Raw genomic sequence first — 19,866 nt, forward strand, 5'->3', positions numbered from 1 at the left:
TTACAGGTACTGGCGTTCGGTGTTGTGGAAGCCGCGGCCGTTCTCCGCGCGGGACGTGCGGCAAAGCACGCTGATGCCGTCGGCGGCGACCTGCTGCCAGGTCAGGCCGATGGGCTTGGGCGCGTACTGTGGGTTCGGGTCCATGGGGTGTTGCAGGGCGGTGAGCACGACGAGGGTGTCCATCGGCGCGTAGAGCTCGACGTAGTCGCCGGCCTTGGAATTGCCCTGGGCGAAGCGGAAGCAGCCATCGGTGTCGACGTCCACGCGGCTGAACAGGTTCAGGCACATCAGCAGGTCCTGCAGGCGCATGTCCCACTTGCCAATTTCCACCAGCAGGTTGTCCACACCATTGCGGTAGAAGCCGTTGCGCAGTTCCTGGTAGCGGCCTTCGCCATACTTCTCCTGCACTTCGGCGGCGTTCAGCACGCCGCCGAAGCTGTCGTGCCAGCCGCAGCTGTCGGCGCTGATGGCGGCCAGCACGCGGCCCATGTCCGAGTACAGGCAGTGGCCGGCGGTGAGCTTGGCGGTGTGCTGGCATTTGAGGCTGTCCGGCAGGTTCAGCCGCTCGCTTTTCTCGGCGGCGTTGAACAGCAGCAGGCTGACGTTGCCGCCGCCTTCGATGTCAGTCAGGCGCAGCAGCTGGCCGCGCTTGAGGACGAAGGAGGTGTGGCCGCCGCCGGGGACGGTTTCTTCGTAGAGGGTGGTGCGCAATTCGTTCATGGCGGGCTCCTTAGTAGGCCGGCGTGATCAGCGGGGCGGCGGCCGTTTCCAGGCGCGCGGCAAGCGGTTCGGGCAGGGCGGCGCGGGCGGCCTTGCGGTCGGCGTTGAGCGGAATGTCGTAGGTGATGCGCGCGCCGTAGGCGCTGGGTGCCTGCGGGTCATGGCGGACCTTGTCGAAGACCAGCAGGCGGGTGCCCAGGCTGAAGCCCTCGGCGAGGTCGTGGGTGACCATGAACACGGTGAGCCGGGTTTCCTGCCACAGCTCCAGCAGCAGGGCGTGCATGTCCTTGCGGATGCCCGGGTCGAGCGCGCCGAAGGGTTCGTCGAGCAGCAACACGCGCGGCTTCATCACCAGTGCCTGGGCGATGGCCAGGCGTTGCTGCATGCCGCCGGACAGGGCGCTCGGATACTGCTTCAGCGCGTGACCGAGGCCGACGCGTTCGAGCAGGGCGGCAGCCTGCTCGCGGGCCTCGCGCTTGGCGTTGCCCAGCAGCCGGCCGAGCAGCGGCGAACGCGGCAGTTCCAGGCCGAGGGAGACGTTGTCGAGCACGGACAAGTGCGGAAACACCGAGTAGCGCTGGAACACCACGCCACGGCTCGGGTCGGGCTCGCCCGGCAGCGGCTCGCCTTCGAGCAGCAGCTCGCCACGGCTGGGGCGCTCCTGACCGAGCAGCAGGCGCAGGAAGGTGGACTTGCCGCAGCCGGAGGCGCCGACCAGGGTGCAGAACTCGCCTTCCTTTACGTCGAGATTGAGGCGTTCGAGCACCACGTTGCCGTCGTACTGCTGCCAGACATTGCGGACCGAAATGAAGCTCATGCCTTGCCTCCTTCGTACCAGGGGAAGGCACGCCGGGTGAGCAGGCGCAGGCCGTAGTCCATCAGCCAGGCCAGCGCGGTGATCCACACCACGTAGGGCAGGATCACGTCCATGGCCAGATAGCGGCGCACGAGGAAGATGCGGTAACCCAGGCCGTCGGTGGAGGCGATGGCCTCGGCGGCGATGAGGAACAGCCAGGCCGAGCCGAGCATCAGGCGCAGGGAAATGAGCAGGCGCGGCATCAATTGCGGCAGCACCACGCGCAGGATCAGCGTCCAGGTGCTGGCGCCCAGGGTCTGCGCCTTGATCAGCAGTTCGCGGGGGATTTCGCGGGCGCGCTGTTCGATGTCGCGGGCGATGCAGGGGGCGACGCCGATGACGATCAGCACCACCTTGGACAGCTCGCCGAGGCCGAAGACGATGAACAGCACCGGCAGGATCGCCAGCGGCGGGATCATCGACAGCACGGTGAGCAAGGGCGAGAGCGGCGCGCCGAACAGCGGCACGCTGCCGGCGGCGATGCCCAGCACCAGGCCGAGCAGGGCGGCGATGGAGAGGCCCATGCCGAGGCGCTGCAGGCTGGCGCCGGTGTCCTGCCAGAACAGCACTTCGCCGGTGCGCTTGTCTTCGCTGAAAGCCAGGCGGTTCACCGCGTCGGCCATCTGCGCGGCGCTGGGCAGCAGCTTGTCGTTGGGGTTCTCCGCCAGGCGCGAGGTGGAGCCCGCGAAGTAGGCGAACAGCAGCAGGGCGAAGGGCAGCAGCACCAGGAACAGGCGGCCGCTGCGGTCGGGGGTTCGGTTGATCAGGCGCATGCTTCGTACCTGTTTGTCGCGGTGGGGGCTATCTGTAGGAGCGAGCTTGCTCGCGAACGAGGTTTCGCTTAGCGCTAAGGCGTCATGCGGTTCGCGAGCAAGCTCGCTCCTACGAAGAGCGTCAGAGCTTGCCGTCAGCCGCCATCTGCACGTATGTGGGATCGAAGCGCAGCTTGAGGTTCTTCGCGTCACCGGTGGACAGCCCCCCCGCGAAGCTCATGCCCACCGCGTCGGCGCTTTTCGCGCCTTCGCCGAGCAGGCCGTGGGCGAAGGAGAAGGCCGCGACCTTGTCCATGGTTGCCGGCAGTTTCGGGCTGGTGGCGAAGGCCAGCGCCTCCTGCGGCGTGGCGAACAATTTGGTGGTGGCGAGCTGGCCCTGGTAGCCGGCGAGGTCGGTGCCCGAGGCCTTGGCCATGTGCTCCAGCGCGGCGCGGGTTTCGCTGCTGTCGCCCTGCATCAGCGCCACGGTCTCGAACCAGGCGCCGGTCAGCGCCTTGCCCAGTGCCGGGTTGTCCTTCAGGACCGCGCTGTTGACCACCATCATGTCCATGATCTCGCCGGGGATCTGGCTCGAGTTGAACACCTCGGTGGTGCCCGGCTTGGCGCGGGCCTCGGCGAGCATCGGGTTCCAGGTGGTCACGGCCTGCACGTCGTCGGTGTTGAAGGCGGCGGCGATGTCGGCGTCGGAGGTGTTCACCGTCTTCACGTCCTTCTCGGTGAGGCGGGCGTTTTCCAGCGCACGGGCGAGCAGGTAGTGGGAGACGGAAAGCTCCACCAGGTTGACGTTCATGCCCTTGAGGTCGGCCAGGGTCTTGCCGTCGCCCTTGAGGACAATGCCATCGTTGCCGTTGGAGAAGTCGCTGACGATCAGCGCGGTGGAGTCGACGCCACCGGCGGCGGGAATGGTCAGGGCGTCCATGTTGGTCATGGTGCAGCCGTCGAACTGGCCGGCGGTGTACTGGTTGATCGACTCGATGTAGTCGTTGAGCTGGGTGACCTTGATCTCGATGCCGTACTTCTTCGCCCACTTGTCGACGATGCCGTGGCTGGCCGCGTATTCCCAGGGCATCCAGCCGGCGTAGATGGTCCAGCAGAGGTTGAAGCTGTTTTTCGCCGCGGCGGAGGCCGAGACGCTGAAGGCGGCGAGGCCGGCGGCGAACAGGGCGGTCAGAAGGGGCTTGCGCATGGAGCATCTCCAGTCGATTGTCGGGCAGGCAGGAGTCGGGCGGCACGTGTCGCTCTCGTCTCCCGGGCTTTTGTCCCGCCGTGTAACCTCGCTGGAGGTCGATGACTCTCGGACCAGTCACTCGCCGTGCGAGCCGGAACCCTAGTCATCCATTGTCAGATTGTGGTGCCGCTGTCCGCTTGGTTCGGATCGTTCCTGCACAGCCGAGACAAAGCGAGCGGCGTGCCAAGTTGGCGAAAGTGCCGGTGCAGAAGGGCTGCGGCAGAATGCGGGGGGCTTTTCGCTGCACGCGAGTGCGTTTGCCCGCCCTCAAATGAAGCGCGGCGCCGCATCCTGGTGCGCGGGCCAGTCGAAAGGCAGGAGCGGGCGCGGCTTGCCGGGCGGCAGACTGCAGCAACCTTCACCTTGAGGAATCCAACGCCATGTCCGAGTTGCTGAGTTTCGCCAAGGGCGCGCTGACCATGTTCTGGGTCGCCGCCGTGCTCAACCTGATCTACCCCTTCGGCGAACTGCACCGGCCGCTGCTGTGGCTCTCGGTGATCCTGCTGGTGGTGCATGTCGGCGAGGTGCTGTTGCTCGCGCGCCGGCGTTCGGTCACCGAGAAGGTGCAGGTGCTGCTGTTTGGCGTGTTGCATCTGCAAAGCCGCAAGGCGCGCCGTCTGGAAACTGTAAACGGCTGATTTACCGAAGCTTTACTTTCGACTGTGGCACTGCCTTCTGACAGACATGTCTGATCTTGCGAGACCGGAAGAATGTACGCCCCGCATCCCGGCGGGGCGGCCGGCTCGCTTGATGGAGGCGCCATGCGTCGTTTCTTCGCTGCTGTATTGATGATCCTTCCGTTGACCGGTTGCGTGGTCTACGAGCATGACCACGATCGTGGAGGCTGGCGCGATCGCCCGCACTACTATCGCCCCGCGCCGCCACCGCCGGCCTACTACGGTGGCCCCTATCAGGGCTGGCACCGGTGAGTTGCCGGTTTGATCGGAGCCTGGAGGGCGATGGGCGTCGCTCCACGCCCGCCCGGGTACGCGCTCAAGACGCGGCATTGAATGCCGCGTCTTCCTCCAGCAACAACTCGACGAACTGGCTGGCCGCCGGCGACAGGCTGCGGCCGGCGTGCCGCACCAGCGCATAGGCGGAGCCGCGCCCGGCCACTTCGCCATTCGGCCAGGGCAGCACGGCGAGGCTGCCGGCCCGCACGTCGGCGGCCACCACATCCCAGGTTGCCAGGCAGAGCACGTCGCTGCCCTTCACCAGCTCCTTGAGCATCAGCACGTCATCGCATTGCACGCTCAAGGGTTGTGCGCGGCCGAGGATGCGCGAAAGGCCCTCGTGAGCGTCACGCGGCAGCCGCGGCCCGGCCAGCGGATAGCTCAGCACGCTGTCGAGCGAAGGCTGGCCGGCCATCAGCGGGTGCTCCGGCCGGCAGAACAGCACGCCGCGATGCACCCGTAGCGGCAGGATATCGAGGCGGCTGTCGCCCTCGAGTTCGCGGTAATCGGCGACGAACAGCTCGAGTTCGTCGTCCAGCAGGCGCTGCTGCAATTCGCCCCAGTTTTCGATGGAGAGCAGGATCGATACCTTCGGGTGCGCGCTGCTGTAGCGCGCCAATACTTGTGGCAACAGTCGCGCGCCGGGGAAGGGACCGGCGCCCAGGCGCAGCTCGCCGGTTTCCAGGTCCGCCAGTTGCAGCACCGCATTGCGCAGCGCGCGGTCGCCTGCCAGCAGGCGGCGGGCGTGTTCCAGCACCAGCCGGCCGTGGGCGGTGAGGGTGACGCCGCGCGGGTTGCGGTCCACCAACTGGCAGCTCAACTGGCCTTCCAGCGCCTGGATGCTGCGTGACAGGGCGGGTTGGCTAAGATTCACCGCATCAGCGGCACGGGCGAAGTGGCCGTGCTCGGCGAGGGCGACGAAGTGGCGTAGCTGGCGAAGATCGCTCATGCGCTTCCTGCATTGATTGTGAAATTGGAATGCATTGGAATTATTAGCGCGACGGCCGGCATAGTGCGAGCACAACTACAAATACCGGAGTCTTCCGATGTCCCGTCTTTCTGCTGCCGTCCTGCTGGCCGGTCTCTGCCCTGGCCTGCTGGCCGCCGCCGAGCAGCCCAAACCGCCGACCACCTTCACCGAAGCCGCCCAGGCGCAGGTGCGCCAGTCATTGCCGTTCAACGACCGTGCGGACTTCGACCGGGTGGAGAAGGGCCTGATCAAGCGCCCCGACAACCTGGTGATCAAGAATGATGACGGCAGCGTCGCCTGGCAGCTGGGCGCCTATGACTTCCTCAAGGCCACCCAGGACATTCCCAGCGTCAATCCCAGCCTGCTGCGCCAGGCCCAGCTGAATCTCAGCTACGGGCTGTTCAAGGTCACCGACGGCATCTACCAGGTGCGCGGCTACGACCTGGCCAACACCACCTTCATCGAAGGCAAGACCGGCTGGATCGTCATCGACACCCTGACCACCCCGGCGACCTCCAAGGCCGCCTACGCCCTGGTCAGCCAGGAGCTGGGGCAGAAGCCGATCCGCGCGATCATCTACAGCCATGCCCATGTCGACCACTTCGGCGGGGTGAAGGGCCTGGTCAGCCAGGAACAGGTGGACAAGGGCGAGGTGCAGATCATCGCGCCCAAGGGCTTCATGGAGGCGGCGATCAAGGAAAACGTCATGGCCGGCAACGCCATGATCCGCCGCGCCACCTACCAGTACGGCACCGTGCTGCCCAAGGGCCCGCAGGGTCAGGTCGACATGGCCATCGGCAAGGGCGTGGCGCACGGCCCGCTGAGCATCATCGCGCCGACGAAACTGATCGATGGCGAGCTGCAGGACCTGGAAATCGACGGCGTGCCCTTCACCTTCCAGAACACCCCGGGCACCGAATCGCCGGCGGAAATGAACGTCTGGCTGCCGCAGCAGAAGGCGCTGCTGATGGCCGAGAACGTCACCGCCACCCTGCACAACCTCTATACCCTGCGCGGCGCCGAAACGCGCGACCCGCTGGGCTGGAGCAAGTACATCAACGAGGCGCTGCACCGCTTCGGCGACAAGGCCGAGGTGATGTTCGCCGTGCACAACTGGCCACGCTGGGGGCACGAGGACATCGTCCACACGCTGGAGAAGCAGCGTGACATGTACGGCTACCTGAACGACCAGACGCTGCACCTGGCCAACAACGGGGTGACCATCAACCAGATCCACGAGCGCCTGAAGGTGCCGCCGGAGCTGGCCAACGAATGGTTCAACCGCGGCTACCACGGCAGCGTCAGCCACAACGTGCGTGCGGTGGTGAACAAGTACCTGGGCTACTACGACAGCAACCCAGCGACCCTGAACCCGCTGGCGCCGGAGGATTCGGCGAAGAAGTACGTCGAGTTCATGGGCGGCGCCGATCACCTGCTGCAGATGGCCAGGGCCTCGTTCGACAAGGGCGAGTACCGCTGGGTGGTGGAGGTGGTCAACAAGCTGGTCTTCGCCGACCCGAGCAACCAGGCCGCGCGCAACCTGCAGGCCGACGCCCTGGAGCAGCTCGGCTACCAGGCGGAGAACGCCGGCTGGCGCAACAGCTACCTGGTCGCCGCGCAGGAGCTGCGCAACGGCGTACCGCGTAACCTGCCATCACTGCGTGTGAGCAATCCCGATGCGCTGGCGGCCATGGATACCGGCCTGCTGTTCGACTACCTCGGCGTGCGGATGAATGCGCAGAAGGCCGAGGGCGAGGACTTCAGCATCAACCTGGTGCTGCCGGACAGGAACGAGCAATACCTGCTGGAGCTGAAGAACTCGCACCTGAACAACATCAAGGGCGTGCAGAGCGAAAACGCCGGGCAGACCGTGACCATCGACCGCGCCGACCTCAACCGCCTGATGCTCAAGGAGGTTTCGCCGGTGCGCCTGGTGTTCGAGGGCAAGCTCAAGAGCTCGGGTAACCCGCTGCTGCTGGCCAAGCTGTTCGGCCTGCTGGAGGACTTCGACTTCTGGTTCGACGTTGTGACCCCGCCCGAAAAGAGCTGAACACGCTCCTCTCTCCGCCGCGGCTGGGATCTCTCCAGGCCGCGTCATCCGGTGATGGCACAATGCAGTGATTGCATTGTGCCATTGTTTTTTTCGCGCCCAGTCTGCACCATGCGACCCCTGCGCCTGCAGCTGGTTGCCGGCGTTCGCAGTCGGGTAGTCGCGATCGTGTTCAGCCGTTGTTCGAGGATGTTGCGCCGTTGCTGGCCAGGGTCGTTGGCCCTGGTGCTGGCCGCATCGTTCGTGCTGGCGGGGGCACAGCAGGTCGAGTGGGACTTCAAGCTGATCAGCGCGCAGTCCGCGCGCCTCTACGGCCCGCTGGGCGATGGCCAGGTGCGTATCGATGCCTGGCAGAAAATGCTCGCGGGGCAATCCACCGCTGCAGAACGTGACCAGCTGCAGGCGGTCAATCGCTTCTTCAACGACCAGCTGCGCTTCACCGATGACCTCAGCCTGTGGCACGAAGTGGATTACTGGGCCACGCCGGTGGAGGCCTTGCTCAAAGGGGCCGGTGATTGCGAGGACTTCGCCATCGCCAAGTACATCAGCCTGCGACATCTCGGCGTGCCGGCGCAGAAGCTGCGCATTACCTACGTCAAGGCATTGCGTTTGAACCAGGCGCATATGGTGCTGACTTACTACCCGCGGCCCGATGCCGTGCCGCTGGTGCTGGACAACCTGATCGGCAGCATCCTCCCGGCCAGCCAGCGCAGCGACCTGCAGCCGGTGTACGCGTTCAATGGCGAGGGCCTCTGGCTCGCCGGCAGCGGCGCGGGTGGCGGCAGGCAGGTGGGCGACAGCAAGCGCTTGTCGCGCTGGCAGGACCTGTTGAAGAAGATGAAGGCCGAGGGCTTCCCTTCGAATGAATAGCTTTTGCATGAGACGCCCCTGAACGAATCACAATAGAACGCCTAGCTGCACCGACACGAATAGCTCCCGCGGGGGGAGCCTGGAGACACGATGTCCCTGTTCAAACAGTTGTTGATCGCCATCTGCCTGTTCCTGGTGGTCGCCTTCAGCGGCAGCTTCATGGTTGGCCTGGAAAGCTCGCGCGAGCAGTACGGCAACCAGCTGCGCTCCCACGCCCAGGATGCGGCCACCGCGCTGGGCCTGTCGCTGACACCGAATATCGACGACCCGGCAATGGTCGAGCTGATGGTCAGCTCGATCTTCGACAGCGGCTACTTCGAGAGCATCCGCGTGATCGACCTGGCCACCGGCAAGGTGATGGTGGAGCGTACCGGGGTACCCGACGCGGTGGCGGCCAAGGTGCCGCAGTGGTTCATTGCGCTGATCGACCTGCATTCGGCCGGCGGTGACGCCATCGTCAGCCGCGGCTGGACCCAGGCCGCACGGGTCGAGGTGCTCAGCCACCCGATGTTCGCCATCGCCAAGCTCTGGCAGAGCGCCCTCGGCAGCCTGCTCTGGCTGGTGCTGTGCGGCATCGCCAGTGCCGTGCTCGGCGCCATCCTGCTGCGCCGCCAGCTCAAGCCGCTGGACTACATGGTGGAACAATCCCACGCCATCGCCCGCCGCGAGTTTCTCAGCCTGCCGGAGCTGCCGCGCACTCCCGAGCTGCGTCGCGTGGTACAGGCGATGAACCAGATGGTGGAGAAGCTCAAGGCGCTGTTCCAGGAACAGGCCCAGCGCAGCGAACGCCTGCGCGACGAGGCTTACCAGGACAGCCTGACCGGGTTGGGCAATCGGCGCTTCTTCGACATGCAGCTGAACAACCGGCTGAGCGCCGAGGACCAGGTCAGCAGCGGCGTGCTGCTGGTGCTGCGGGTCAACGACCTCGCTGGACTGAACCAGCGCCTGGGCGGCCAGCGTGTCGACCAGTTGCTCAAGGCCGTGGCCGACCAGTTGCGCCTGGCCGGACAAGGGCTGGGCGCGGGCCTGACCCTGGCACGCAGCCGTGGTGGCGAGTTCGTCATGCTGGCGCCGGGGCTGATGCCCGAGGACGCGCCGGCCCTGGCGATGCGCCTGGAAGGCATGCTCGCTGCGCTGGTCACCACCGCTGCCAGCGACGTCAGCCCGGTTGCCTGCCTGGGTCTGGTGCCTTTCGTTTCCGGCGAATCCGCCCAGGCGCTGTTGCAGCGCGCGGACGAGGCGCTGGTGCAGGCCGAGCGGCAGAACGACAGTTGCTGGGCCTTCCTCCAGGGCGGCGCCAAGCCGGTCGCCGAGGAGCGTCACAGCTGGCACCAGTTGCTGGACGAGGCGCTGGTGCACAAGCGCTTCCAGTTGCACTTCCAGGCCGTGGTGGCCTGTGCCGACCCGCAGGTGGTGCTGCATTACAAGGTGCTCTCGCGCCTGCCAGACGGGCAGGGCGGCAGCATCGCCGCCGGGCGCTTCCTGCCCTGGCTGGACCGCTTCGGCTGGACCGCGCGGCTGGACCTGCTGATGCTCGAAAGCGTGCTGGCCGACATGGCCAAACATAACCGTCCGCTGGCGCTGAACCTGTCGGCCGCATTGCTGCGTGACGAGTGGGCGACTACCCGCGTGTTCGACTTGCTGAAGCAGCATCCGCAATTCGCCGGGCGCCTGACCCTGGAGCTGGAAGAAGACCAGTTGCCGGCGCAGCCAGTGCTGGAAGCCCTGACCCGCCGACTGGGTGAATTGGGCTATCGCCTGAGCCTGCAGCACTTCGGCGGGCGCTTCAGCATGATCGGCAACCTGGCTCGTCTGGGCCTGGCTTATCTCAAGGTGGACGGCAGCCACATCCGCCACATCGACCAGGAGAACGACAAGCGCCTGTTCATCGAGGCCATGCAGCGCGCCGCACACAGCATCGACCTGCCGCTGATCGCCGAGCGCGTGGAGACGGCGGGGGAGTTCCGTGTGTTGAAAGAGATGGGGATTCAGGGCGTGCAGGGGCAGCTGTTTGGTGGGCCAGCGCCCTGGTGATCGACGCCGGGGCGGGGCGCTTTTCGTAGGAGCGGACTTTGTCCGCGATGTTGTTGCCCGAGCTTCGTTGTTCCTTCGCCGCTTCGGCGTACGCGCGAGATTCTTGTTTCGCCCCCTCGGGCGAGTCACTTCTTCCAGACGCCAAAGAAGTAGCCAAGAAGGCTTGCCCCTCCATCCGGTTTTTCGCTTAGGCAAAAAATACCCTCGTTGAACCGAAGTTTCAGAGGCCCGAACTAGGCGTCCCCCCACGACGGGCCATCCCTGGCCCATCGTGGCTCTCGCGACATCCATGTCGCTCAACCCCTGAAACTCCGCTTCAACGAGGCCTCCTGAAAGGGGCCGTCCGGAGCGCGTTGATGTTTCTCTGGAAGTTTCTTGAGAGCTAAATCCCAAGTGCGGGGCATGCTTTTCATGTAGGAGCGAGCTTGCTCGCGAACCTGGCCCCGCTGCGGAGCTTGTTCGCGAGCAAGCTCGCTCCTACAGGGGCGGTCGCGGAAAAGAAAACGGGGCTCAGATCAGCCCCGTTTCCTCGTCGTCGTTGATCAGCCGGGTCAGCCCGCCGAGGGCTTCCCGTGCCTGGGTCCGGTTGAGCAGCTTCGAGCGCGCCGCCGGCGGCAGGTCGGTAATGCGGATCACGCCCTTGGTGATCAGCACCGAGATCAGGTCCTCCAGTACCCGGATCATGTCCAGGTCGCTCTGCTTGAGCTGCAGCAGGCTGCTCTCGGCCGCCCAGGCCTGGATGTCCGGATGGTCCGCCGGCAGCGTGCCGGTGGCGCCTTCGAATTCGGCGTCCTCGACGCGCGCCACTTTTCCCTCGGCGTTGCGCTGGATGTACAGCATCGACCCGTCCCCATGTATGAAGTGAAGGAGCGAAGGCGGGGCCATCCCGAAGGATGGCCCCGCCTTCGCCATGTCAGAGCCTGACCGTTTGCCTGCCGTGCGGCAACTGCGGGTCAGTGATGCTCAGTCTTGACCACCGGATCGGAACCCGCCACCAGCTTGTTGACGATCTCGGTGGAGGTCGAGCCGTAGGTGGAGAGGTCGACCCCGCTCAGCTTGATGGTGACGTCCGCGGCCCCGCCGTTGTTGATCTGCCCGGTGGTGCTCACCTGCAGGGTCGAGGTCGTGGTGTCCACCTTCAGGTAGCTGAGGATGTCGTTGTGCGCGGTCTCCGGCAGCAGGTCGCTGATATCGATACGGTCGCCTTCACCGGCCTTGAAGTCGGTGATGGTGTCGTTGCCGATATCCCCGGCGCGCCAGATGAAGGTGTCGGCACCCGCACCGCCGGTGAGGATGTCGTTGCCCTTGCCGCCGGTGAGCTGGTCGTCGCCGGTGCCGCCGATGAGGATGTCGTTGCCATTCTCGCCGAACAGGAAGTCGTTGCCGCCCTGTCCGTAGAGGATGTCGTTGCCATCGCCACCGTAGAGGCTGTCGCTGCCGCCACGGGTATCGCCATCGACGTTGAACAGCGTGTGGTTGTTCTTGATGTAGTCGTACATCTCGTCGCTGGTCGCCGCGTGGCCGTTCTTCAGCTCGAGGAACGCCGACAGCGCGCTGACGCCGGAGCCTGCCGGCATGTCGGCCGGTTTCGCCGGGTTGCCGTTGACGCCCCACGGCAGGTTGTCGGTGTTGATGGTGTCCCCGAAGATGATGTCGTCGCCGGCACCACCGTGGATGGTGTCGTTGCCTGACGGCGCCAGCTCGGTGCTGGTGGAGCCGCCATGCAGCGCGGCGCTGAGGTCGCTGGCCTGCTTGACGATATCCACCTGCCCGGTGGGGGCCTGGGTGGTGGTGATCTGCTTGAGGTTGTCGAGCGTGACGGTGGCGGTGCCGGCAGTGGTGTTGTCGGTCAGCACGTAGTCGATGCGATAGGTGCCTTCGCCGACCGCCTTGTCGGTGCTGTAGGTGGTGTTGCTCGACGACGAGGTCAGCGTGTGCGTTTCGACCGTCGACCAGGCGCCGTTGACGAGCTGCTTCAGCGTCCAGGTGAAGGTGTCGCCGCCGCGCATGCTTTCGCTGAAGTCGAAGCTGAAGGTCGAGGTGCTGTTCTTGCCGACGGTCAGGTCCGAGGTGATGGCGGTGGTGGAGCCGCTGGCACTGGTGTCGGTCATGGACAGCTTGTTGCCGGAGATGCCGACCGAGCCGGTGGAGCTCTTGGTCAGCGTCCAGCCCGGCAGGGCGCTGTTGTTGTCGAAGGTGAACAGCGTGGAGTTGGTGGTGTAGGACACCGTGCCGACGCCGGTGACGTTGGTGTTGTCGAAGTACTTGAGCGTGCTCTCGTTGACATTGGTGCCGATGCCGATGGCGCGGACTTCGCTGAGCGCCGAGAGGCTGGCGAAGGCCTGCGTGGTGTTCTGCATCAGCGTGCCGCTGCCGCTGGACTCGGTCGGGTCACCGTCGGTGAGGAACAGGGTGACGTTCTCGTAGCCGTTCTTCTGGGTATTGAACCAGCTGACCGCCTGGCCGAACGCTTCCTGGTAGTCGGTGCCGCCGGTGGCCTGCAGCCCCTGGGACTGGGATTGGCCGATGGCGTTGAGCAACTGATTGATGTTGGCATCGGACAGGTCGCTGATGCTGACCTTCAGGCTCGCGCTGCTCTGGAATCCGATCAGCGAGATGTTGATGACCCCGTCGTGGCCCTTGAGCTCGTTGGCCAGGTTGATCAGCGCGTCCTTGACCAGCTTCATCCGCGAGTCGGCGTAGGCCGCGCCGGACTGGCCGGCGAGGTTGTAGGCCATGCTGCCGGAGGTGTCGACCACCAGGGCGATGTTGTAGTTGGTGCCGCCCTGGGTGAGCGTCTTGATGCCGCCGACGTCGCCGAGAATCACGTCGTCGCCCGAGCCACCGGTCAGGGTGTTGTCGCCGTTGGGCGTGGTGCTCGGAATCTGCACCTGGCCGACGTGGATGTCGAAGCCATAGGTGCCCGAGGTATCGACGCCACCGTTGGCCACGCCACCGCTGTCCTGCACCGCGAACTCGAAGTGCGCGTTGCTGCCCGAGCTGTCCGGTACGTAGGTCAGCTTGCCGGCGGCAATGTCACTGGCGCTGACTGCCTTGCCGGCGCTGATGGCCTGGCCGTTGAGCAGCAGGCTGCCGGTGGTGGGCAGGGCCTTGATGAGGATGTTCTGCAGGCTGTGGTTCTGCCCGTTGGCGGAATCCGCGGTATCGCTGAAGGCGAAGTCCTTGAGGGCGAAGGTGTAGGTCTTGCCGGCGTAGACGCTGGCGGAACCGTCCGCCGACAGCGGCGCATCGTTCACCGGGGTGACGTTGAAGGTCAGGGTGCTGGACGAGCTGGAGAAGCCGTCGTGGCTGTCCTGTACCGAGAACTTCAGGGTTGCGTAGGCGCTGCCCGCGGCGTTGGCCACCGGGGTGTAGACCAGGCTGGCGAGCAGGCTGACGGCGATCACCTGGCCGGCAGTCACCGACTGGCCGTTGAGGGTCAGGCTGCCGGCGGTGGGCAGGTTGTCGATGCGGATCGCCTTGAGCGCATCGCCGGCATCCTTGTCGCTGAAGCCGAAATCGCTGGCGCTGAAGCTGCGCTTGCCGTCCTCGTTGAGGGTCAGGGTGCTGTCGGTGGCGGTGGGCAGGTCGTTGCTGCCGGTCACGGTGATGGTCACGGTGGCCGGAGCGCTGACGGCGCCCTGGGCGTCCTTCGCGGTGTAGGTGAAGGCCACCTGGCGCGATTCGCCGACATTCAGCGAATCGAAGTCGGTGCCCGGGTTGAACACATAGCTGCCGTTGGCGTTGAAGGTGAGGGTGCCGTTGCCGGCGCCCACCCCTTGTACCAGGGCGTAACCATTGAGGTTGATCGCACTGTCGATGTCGGTGGCAGCCGGTACCTGGCCGTTGAGTGTGTTGTTCTCGCCGGTGGTCTGCAGGTCGTTCTTGGCTTCCGGTGCATCGTTCACCGCATTGACACCCACGGTGACGGTGGCGGTGCTGATGGCGCCGTGGCCGTCGCTGATGGTGTAGGTGAAGCTGCCGGCGCCGTTGAAGTCCTTGGCCGGGGTGAAGACGACGTTGCCGCCCTCGAGTTTCACGCTGCCATTGACGGCGCCCTGGACGCTGATGATCGAGAGCTTGTCGCCGTCCACGTCGCTGTCGTTGCCCAGCAGGGTCTGCGGGGCGATGGTCAGCGGGGTGTCCTCGTTGGTCACCAGCTCGCCCACGGCGTGGGTCAGCGCGGTGCCGCCGACGGTGCTGTAGGTGCCGCCCTGCGGACGCATTTCCACCTGCAGCTGGGCCTGGCCGCCCTGATCCCAGTAAACGATCTCGATGCTGTGGTTGCCGCTCTGGGCGATGTTGAACACCGCCGACTCGCGACCGGTCGGGCTCTGGATGGCGTCGTACTTGAACACCTCCACGCCGTCGATCTTGATGCTGAAGCCGTCGTCGGCGTTGACCCGCAGCTGGTAGTTGCCGGCGTTGAGGCTGATCGCGCCGGTGAGCTGGATGATCGCATCGGAGGTGTTCGCCGGGTCGGTGTTCAGCGAACCGGCATCATTGCCGAGGAACTTCTGCAGGTTGCCGTCGCCGCCCAGGTCACCGCCGCTGAGGTTGTAGTTCAGCGTGGTGGAGGTGAAGGTGGCGCTCGGGTTGTGCCCGGCCATGAAGGTGGTCACCTGGCTCAGGGTGGTCAGGTTGGCGCCGTCCGGGCCTTCGTTGTAGCCCCAGTAGCTGCCCTTCAGACCGCTGACGGTGAAGTTGTCGTTCACCGCCACCGGTGCATCGTTCACCGGGGTGACGTTGAAGGTGATCTTGTTCGGCGTGGTATCGAACGCGCCGTTGCTGTCCTTCACCGAGAAGGTGAAGTTGGCGTAGTTGTCGCCATTGCCGTTGGCCGCCGGGGTGAAGACCAGCTTGCCGAGGTCGGCTGCGTTGATCACCTGGCCGGCGCTCACCGCGCTGCCGTTGAACTTCAGCGTGCCATTGGTGGGCAGGCTGTCGATGCGCACGGCGCTGAGGGCGTCGTTGTGGTCGACATCGCGGAAGCCGAAGTCGCCGGCAGCGAAGGCGCGGCTGCCATCCTCGTCGAGAACGATGGTCTTGTCGGCGCCTTCGGGAGCGTCGTTCGCACCGTTGACGGTAATGGTCACGGTGGCCGGAGCGCTGACCGCACCCTCGGCGTCCTTCGCCGTGTAGGTGAAGGACACCTGGCGGCTTTCGCCCGGAGCGAGGCTGTCGAAGTCAGTGCCCGGATTGAACACGTAGCTGCCGTTGGCATTGAAGGTGAGGGTACCGTTGCCGGCGCCGACGTCCTTCACCAGGGCGTAGCCGTTGGGGTTGATCGCGCTGTCGATGTCGCTGGCGACCGGCACGGATTTCGATAGCGTGGCGTTCTCGCCGGTGGACTGCAGGTCGTTCTTGGCTTCCGGCGCATCGTTCACCGCTGCGATGCCGACCGTGACCAGTTGCTCGACGCTGCCGCCATGGCCATCGCTGACCACCACGGTAAAGCTGTCGCTGCCGTTGTAGTTGGCGGCGGGGGTGTAGGTGTAGTGGCCGTCGCTGCCGAAGGTCACCGTGCCGTTGGCCGGGCCGCTGCCGTTCTTCACGGCATAGGTGAGGCTGTCGCCGTCCACGTCGCTGGCGTGGATCTGCCCGGAAACCGGGGTGTCCTCGTCGGTGCTCAGGTTCTGTGCACCGCTGACGGTCGGCGCATCGTTCACCGGGTACACGGTGACGTTCAGGTCGGCGGTGCGGGTAGCGGCGTCACCGTTGCTGGACTCGGTCGCCGTGGCGCTGACTTCCAGCTTGATGGTGCCGTTGAAGTCGGCCGGCGGAGTGAGTGTCAGGGTGTCGAGGTTCCAGCCCTTGAGGTCGACGCTGCTGTGGGTGGCGTCGGCGGTGAAGCTGTTCTTGCCATCGCTGAGGGTGGCGCCGGCCGGGATCTTGCCGATGCTCACCGACAGGGTTTCCGAGCCGTCGGTGTCGACCAGCGCTGCCTTGATCTTCGACAGGTTGATCGCGGTGTCCTCGTTGCCCTCGTTGAGGCCGAAGACCTTGTAGTGGCTCTGGCCGGCGTCGCCGGTCAGGTCGGACAGGCGCTCGCCACTGCCGGTCAGTTCGCTGGTGTTGTGGTACACCAGCGCGTTGCCGCTGCCCAGTACCTGCGCGGCGCTGCCGTTGTCGGAGATGCTCAGGCTGTAGTTGCCCGGGCCGCTCTGGTTGTGCTGGTAGAGGGCGATCGGGTAGTAGCCGCTCTCGGTCGGGGTGAAGCTGCCGCTGAACTGGCCACTGGTGCCGCCAGTGCCGCCCCAGGTGGCCTGGGCGACGGTGCTGCCACCGATGACCAGGCGCACGCTGTCGTCACCCGCTCCGCTGAAGGTGTAGGTGTGGCCGGCCTCGAGGAAGATCAGGCCGCTGACCTTGGTGGCGGTGCCGGCGGTGACGTCGGTGTTGCGCACCGTGTCGGTGGAGCCGTGGGTGGTCGGGGTGCCGGCGGCATCGATCTTCGCCTGCAGGTCGGCCGGCGCTGCGCCGTTGCCGCCAGTGCCCAGGGCCAGGCCGGTCCAGGTGTCCACGGTCAGGCCGGTGGCTTTCGGGTGGCTGCTGCTGCCGTCCAGGCTCAGGTTCGGCTTGTCCGCCACCGCCTCGATGGTGACGGTGACGGTGGAGCTGGAAGTGCCGCCCTTGCCGTCGCTGATGCTGTAGGTGATGGTGTCGGAGCCGCTGAAGTTCTCCTTCGGCGTGTAGCTCAGGCTGCCGTCCTGGTTGATCACCACGGTGCCGTTGCCGGCGCTGGCGCCGGTGACGATCAGGGCGTCGTGTTCGGCATCGGTGTCGTTGCCCAGCACGTCGATGCGGATCGCCGTGTCTTCGTTGGTGTGCGCAGTGTCCGGCACGGCAACCGGGGCGTCGTTGGTCCCGGTGACGGTGATGGTGATGGTCTGCGGGTCACTCAGCGCGCCGTTGTTGTCCTTCGCCTGGTAGGTGAAGATGACGTTCTCGCTCTGCCCGGCGGCCAGGTGATCGAAGGCGGTACCCGGGGTGAAGGTATAGCTGCCGTTGGCGTTGAAGGTCAGCGAGCCCTTGCCCTGTGCCACGTCGGTGGCCAGCTGATAACCCGCGATGGTGCCGTCGACGTCGGTGGCAACCGGGACCTGGCCGTGGAGAACGGTGTTCTCTTCGGTGGTCTGGCTGTCGGCGTAGGCGACCGGCTTGTCGTTGGTCCCGGTGACGGTGATGGTGATGGTCTGCGGGTCGCTCAGCGCGCCATTGTTGTCCTTCGCCTGGTAGGTGAAGGTGACGTTCTCGCTCTGGCCCTGGGCCAGGTGGTCGAAGGCGCTACCCGGGTTGAAGCTGTAGCTGCCGTTGGTGTTGAAGGTCAGCGTGCCCTTGCCGGCGGCAACATTGGTCGCCAACTGGTAGCCGGTGATGCTGCCGTCGATATCGGTCGCGGTCGGCACGCGGCCATTGAGGACGGCGTTTTCGTCGGTGGTGGCGGTATCGCTGAAGGCGACCGGCTTGTCGTTGGTGCCGATGATGTTCACGGTCACGGTGGCGCTGGTGCCATCGGCAGACTTCACGGTGAAGGTATCGGTCAGGGTCTGGCCCTGCTTCAGCTCGTTGTAGGCGCTGCTGGCGACGTAGGTCCAGTTGCCGTCGGTGCCGAGGTTGAAGGTGCCGTACTTGCCGGCGACGTTGCTCTGGGTCTGGAAGGTGGCCGGGCTGTCGACATCGCTGACAGTCAGCTTGCCGCCGGTGCTGATCGGCGTGTTGGTTTCGCTGACGCTGACGACGTTCATGCCGCCGATGACCGCGGGATCATTGCTGCCGGTCACGGTGATGGTGATGGTCTGCGGGCCGCTCACCGCACCATTGTTGTCCTTCGCCTGGTAGGTGAAGGTGACGTCTTCGCTCTGGCCGGCGGCCAGGTGGTCGAAGGCCGTGCCCGGGTTGAAGGTGTAGCTGCCGTTCTCGTTGAAGGTCAGGCTGCCCTTGCCCTGGGCGATGGTATTGACCACCTCGTAGCGGACGATGGTGCCGTCGACATCGGTGGCGACCGGCACCTGGCCGTGGAGAACGGTGTTCTCTTCGGTGGTCTGGGTGTCGGCGAAGGCCACCGGCTTGTCGTTGGTGCCGTTGATGGTCACGGTGACGCTGGCGGCGGTGCCGTCGGCGGCCTTCACGGTGAAGGTTTCGGTGAGCTTGTCGCCGATCTTCAGTTCGTTGAAGGCGGAGTTGGCGACGAAGCTCCAGGTGCCATCGGCGGCCAGGCTGAAGGTGCCGTAGCTGCCGACGGTGCCGGCCTGGGGCTGGAAGCTGGCCGGGCCGTCGACATCGGTGACCTCGAGCTTGCCGGCAATGGTGACCGGGGCATCGGTTTCGTTGGCGCTGCCGCTGGTCTGCCCGCCAATGATGGCCGCGTCGTTGCTGCCGGTGACGGTGATGGTGACGGTCTGCGGGTCGCTCAGCGCGCCGTTGTTGTCCTTCGCCTGGTAGGTGAAGCTGACGTTTTCACTCTGCCCGGCAGCCAGATGATCGAAGGCGGTACCCGGGGTGAAGGTGTAGCTGCCGTTGCTGCTGAAGACCAGGTTGCCCTTGCCCTGGCCAACGCCGCTGGCCAACTGGTAGCTGGCGATAGTGCCGTCGATGTCGGTGGCGATCGGGACCTGGCCATGGAGAACGGTGTTCTCCTCGGTGGTCTGGGTATCGGCGTAGGCCACCGGCTTGTCGTTGGTGCCGTTGATGGTCACGGTGACGCTGGCAGTGGTGCCGTCGGCGGCCTTCACGGTGAAGGTGTCGGTGAGTTGATCGCCGACCTTCAGTTCGTTGAAGGCGGAGTTGGCGATGTAGCTCCAGGTGCCATCGGTGCCGAGGCTGAAGGTGCCGTGCAGGCCGGCGACATTGTTTTGTGCCTGGAAGCTGGCCGGGCCGTCGACGTCGCTGACCTCGAGCTTGCCGCCGAGAGTGAGCGGGGCGTCGGTTTCGTTGACGCTGGCGCTGGTCTGGCCGCTGATCACCGCCGCGTCATTGGTGCCGGTGACGGTGATGGTGATGGTCTGCGGATCGCTCAGCGCACCGTTGTTGTCCTTCGCCTGGTAGGTGAAGGTGACGTCTTCGCTCTGGCCGGCGGCCAGGTGGTCGAAGGCCGTGCCCGGGGTGAAGGTGTAGCTGCCGTCGCTGTTGAAGACGAGGGTGCCCTTGCCCTGGGCGACATCGGTAGCCAACTGGTAGCCGGCGATAGTGCCGTCGACGTCGGTGGCGATCGGAACCTGGCCATCGAGAACGCTGTTCTCTTCGGTGGTCTGGCTGTCGGCGTAGGCGACCGGCTTGTCGTTGGTCCCGGTGACGGTGATGGTGATGGTCTGCGGGTCACTCAGCGCGCCGTTGTTGTCCTTCGCCTGGTAGGTGAAGGTGACGTCTTCGTTTTGCCCGGCGGCCAGGTGATCGAAAGCCGTACCCGGAT

At 65.6% G+C, this 19,866-nt stretch carries 12 protein-coding genes and 1 riboswitch; of the genes, 5 read left to right on the forward strand and 7 right to left on the reverse strand.

From position 1 onward, the window contains the following. The 4 genes from N5C91_RS28940 to N5C91_RS28955 all read right to left on the reverse strand — a co-directional run bounded on the left by N5C91_RS28940 (position 1) and on the right by N5C91_RS28955 (position 3,535). On the reverse strand, positions 1–720 hold the full coding sequence (locus N5C91_RS28940; protein WP_279833792.1) for an urea amidolyase associated protein UAAP1: 720 nt from the start codon (positions 718–720) through the stop codon (positions 1–3). Positions 721–730: 10 nt separating this feature from the next. Next, entirely contained in the window at positions 731–1,537 is an 807-nt protein-coding gene (locus N5C91_RS28945) for an ABC transporter ATP-binding protein (RefSeq protein ID WP_279833793.1), read from the reverse strand. Then, the gene (locus N5C91_RS28950) at positions 1,534–2,349 is read right to left on the reverse strand and encodes an ABC transporter permease (RefSeq protein ID WP_236200676.1); all 816 of its coding nucleotides are present in this window, start codon (positions 2,347–2,349) and stop codon (positions 1,534–1,536) included. The genes N5C91_RS28945 and N5C91_RS28950 overlap by 4 nt, the downstream gene beginning before the upstream one ends. 121 nt (positions 2,350–2,470) lie before the next feature. Further along, positions 2,471–3,535 carry a putative urea ABC transporter substrate-binding protein gene (locus N5C91_RS28955; RefSeq protein ID WP_279833796.1) on the reverse strand — a complete coding sequence of 355 codons (1,065 nt, stop codon included), beginning with the start codon at positions 3,533–3,535 and terminating at the stop codon, positions 2,471–2,473. Between the two features lie 57 nt (positions 3,536–3,592). Next, positions 3,593–3,691: riboswitch (guanidine-I (ykkC/yxkD leader) on the reverse strand. A 266-nt stretch (positions 3,692–3,957) separates the two neighbouring features. Between N5C91_RS28955 and N5C91_RS28960 the strand changes: the two genes are divergently transcribed. Together N5C91_RS28960 and N5C91_RS28965 are read left to right on the forward strand one after the other, a co-directional pair. Further along, the gene (locus N5C91_RS28960) at positions 3,958–4,215 is read left to right on the forward strand and encodes a DUF1145 domain-containing protein (protein WP_279833797.1); all 258 of its coding nucleotides are present in this window, start codon (positions 3,958–3,960) and stop codon (positions 4,213–4,215) included. 123 nt (positions 4,216–4,338) lie between these two features. After that, positions 4,339–4,506, forward strand: a complete 168-nt coding sequence (locus N5C91_RS28965) for a hypothetical protein (RefSeq protein ID WP_156356647.1) — start codon at positions 4,339–4,341, stop codon at positions 4,504–4,506. 64 nt (positions 4,507–4,570) lie between these two features. Here the strand turns inward: N5C91_RS28965 and N5C91_RS28970 are convergent, their stop codons facing one another. After that, positions 4,571–5,479, reverse strand: a complete 909-nt coding sequence (locus N5C91_RS28970; protein WP_236200673.1) for a LysR family transcriptional regulator — start codon at positions 5,477–5,479, stop codon at positions 4,571–4,573. A gap of 97 nt (positions 5,480–5,576) precedes the next feature. Here N5C91_RS28970 and N5C91_RS28975 point away from each other — a divergent pair, with 97 nt between their 5' ends. The 3 genes from N5C91_RS28975 to lapD all read left to right on the forward strand — a co-directional run bounded on the left by N5C91_RS28975 (position 5,577) and on the right by lapD (position 10,454). Next, complete coding sequence (locus tag N5C91_RS28975; RefSeq protein ID WP_279833798.1) at positions 5,577–7,550, forward strand: alkyl sulfatase dimerization domain-containing protein; 1,974 nt, start codon at positions 5,577–5,579, stop codon at positions 7,548–7,550. 189 nt (positions 7,551–7,739) lie between these two features. Then, the gene (gene lapG, locus N5C91_RS28980; RefSeq protein WP_279833805.1) at positions 7,740–8,420 is read left to right on the forward strand and encodes a cysteine protease LapG; all 681 of its coding nucleotides are present in this window, start codon (positions 7,740–7,742) and stop codon (positions 8,418–8,420) included. A 90-nt stretch (positions 8,421–8,510) separates the two neighbouring features. Next, positions 8,511–10,454 (forward strand): cyclic di-GMP receptor LapD, encoded by a 1,944-nt coding sequence (gene lapD, locus N5C91_RS28985; RefSeq protein WP_279833799.1) that lies wholly within the window; start codon positions 8,511–8,513, stop codon positions 10,452–10,454. Positions 10,455–10,964: 510 nt separating this feature from the next. On the opposite strand, the gene N5C91_RS28990 is transcribed toward lapD, so the two are convergent. After that, a complete protein-coding gene (locus tag N5C91_RS28990; RefSeq protein ID WP_024767779.1) occupies positions 10,965–11,294 on the reverse strand; it encodes a hypothetical protein in 330 nt (109 codons plus the stop codon). Positions 11,295–11,407: 113 nt separating this feature from the next. After that, a partial coding sequence (locus N5C91_RS28995; RefSeq protein ID WP_279833801.1) for an Ig-like domain-containing protein occupies positions 11,408–19,866 on the reverse strand: 8,459 nt, incomplete at its 5' end.

It is taken from the genome of Pseudomonas sp. GD03903 (assembly GCF_029840045.1).
In the GTDB taxonomy this organism is placed as follows: domain Bacteria; phylum Pseudomonadota; class Gammaproteobacteria; order Pseudomonadales; family Pseudomonadaceae; genus Pseudomonas; species Pseudomonas pseudonitroreducens.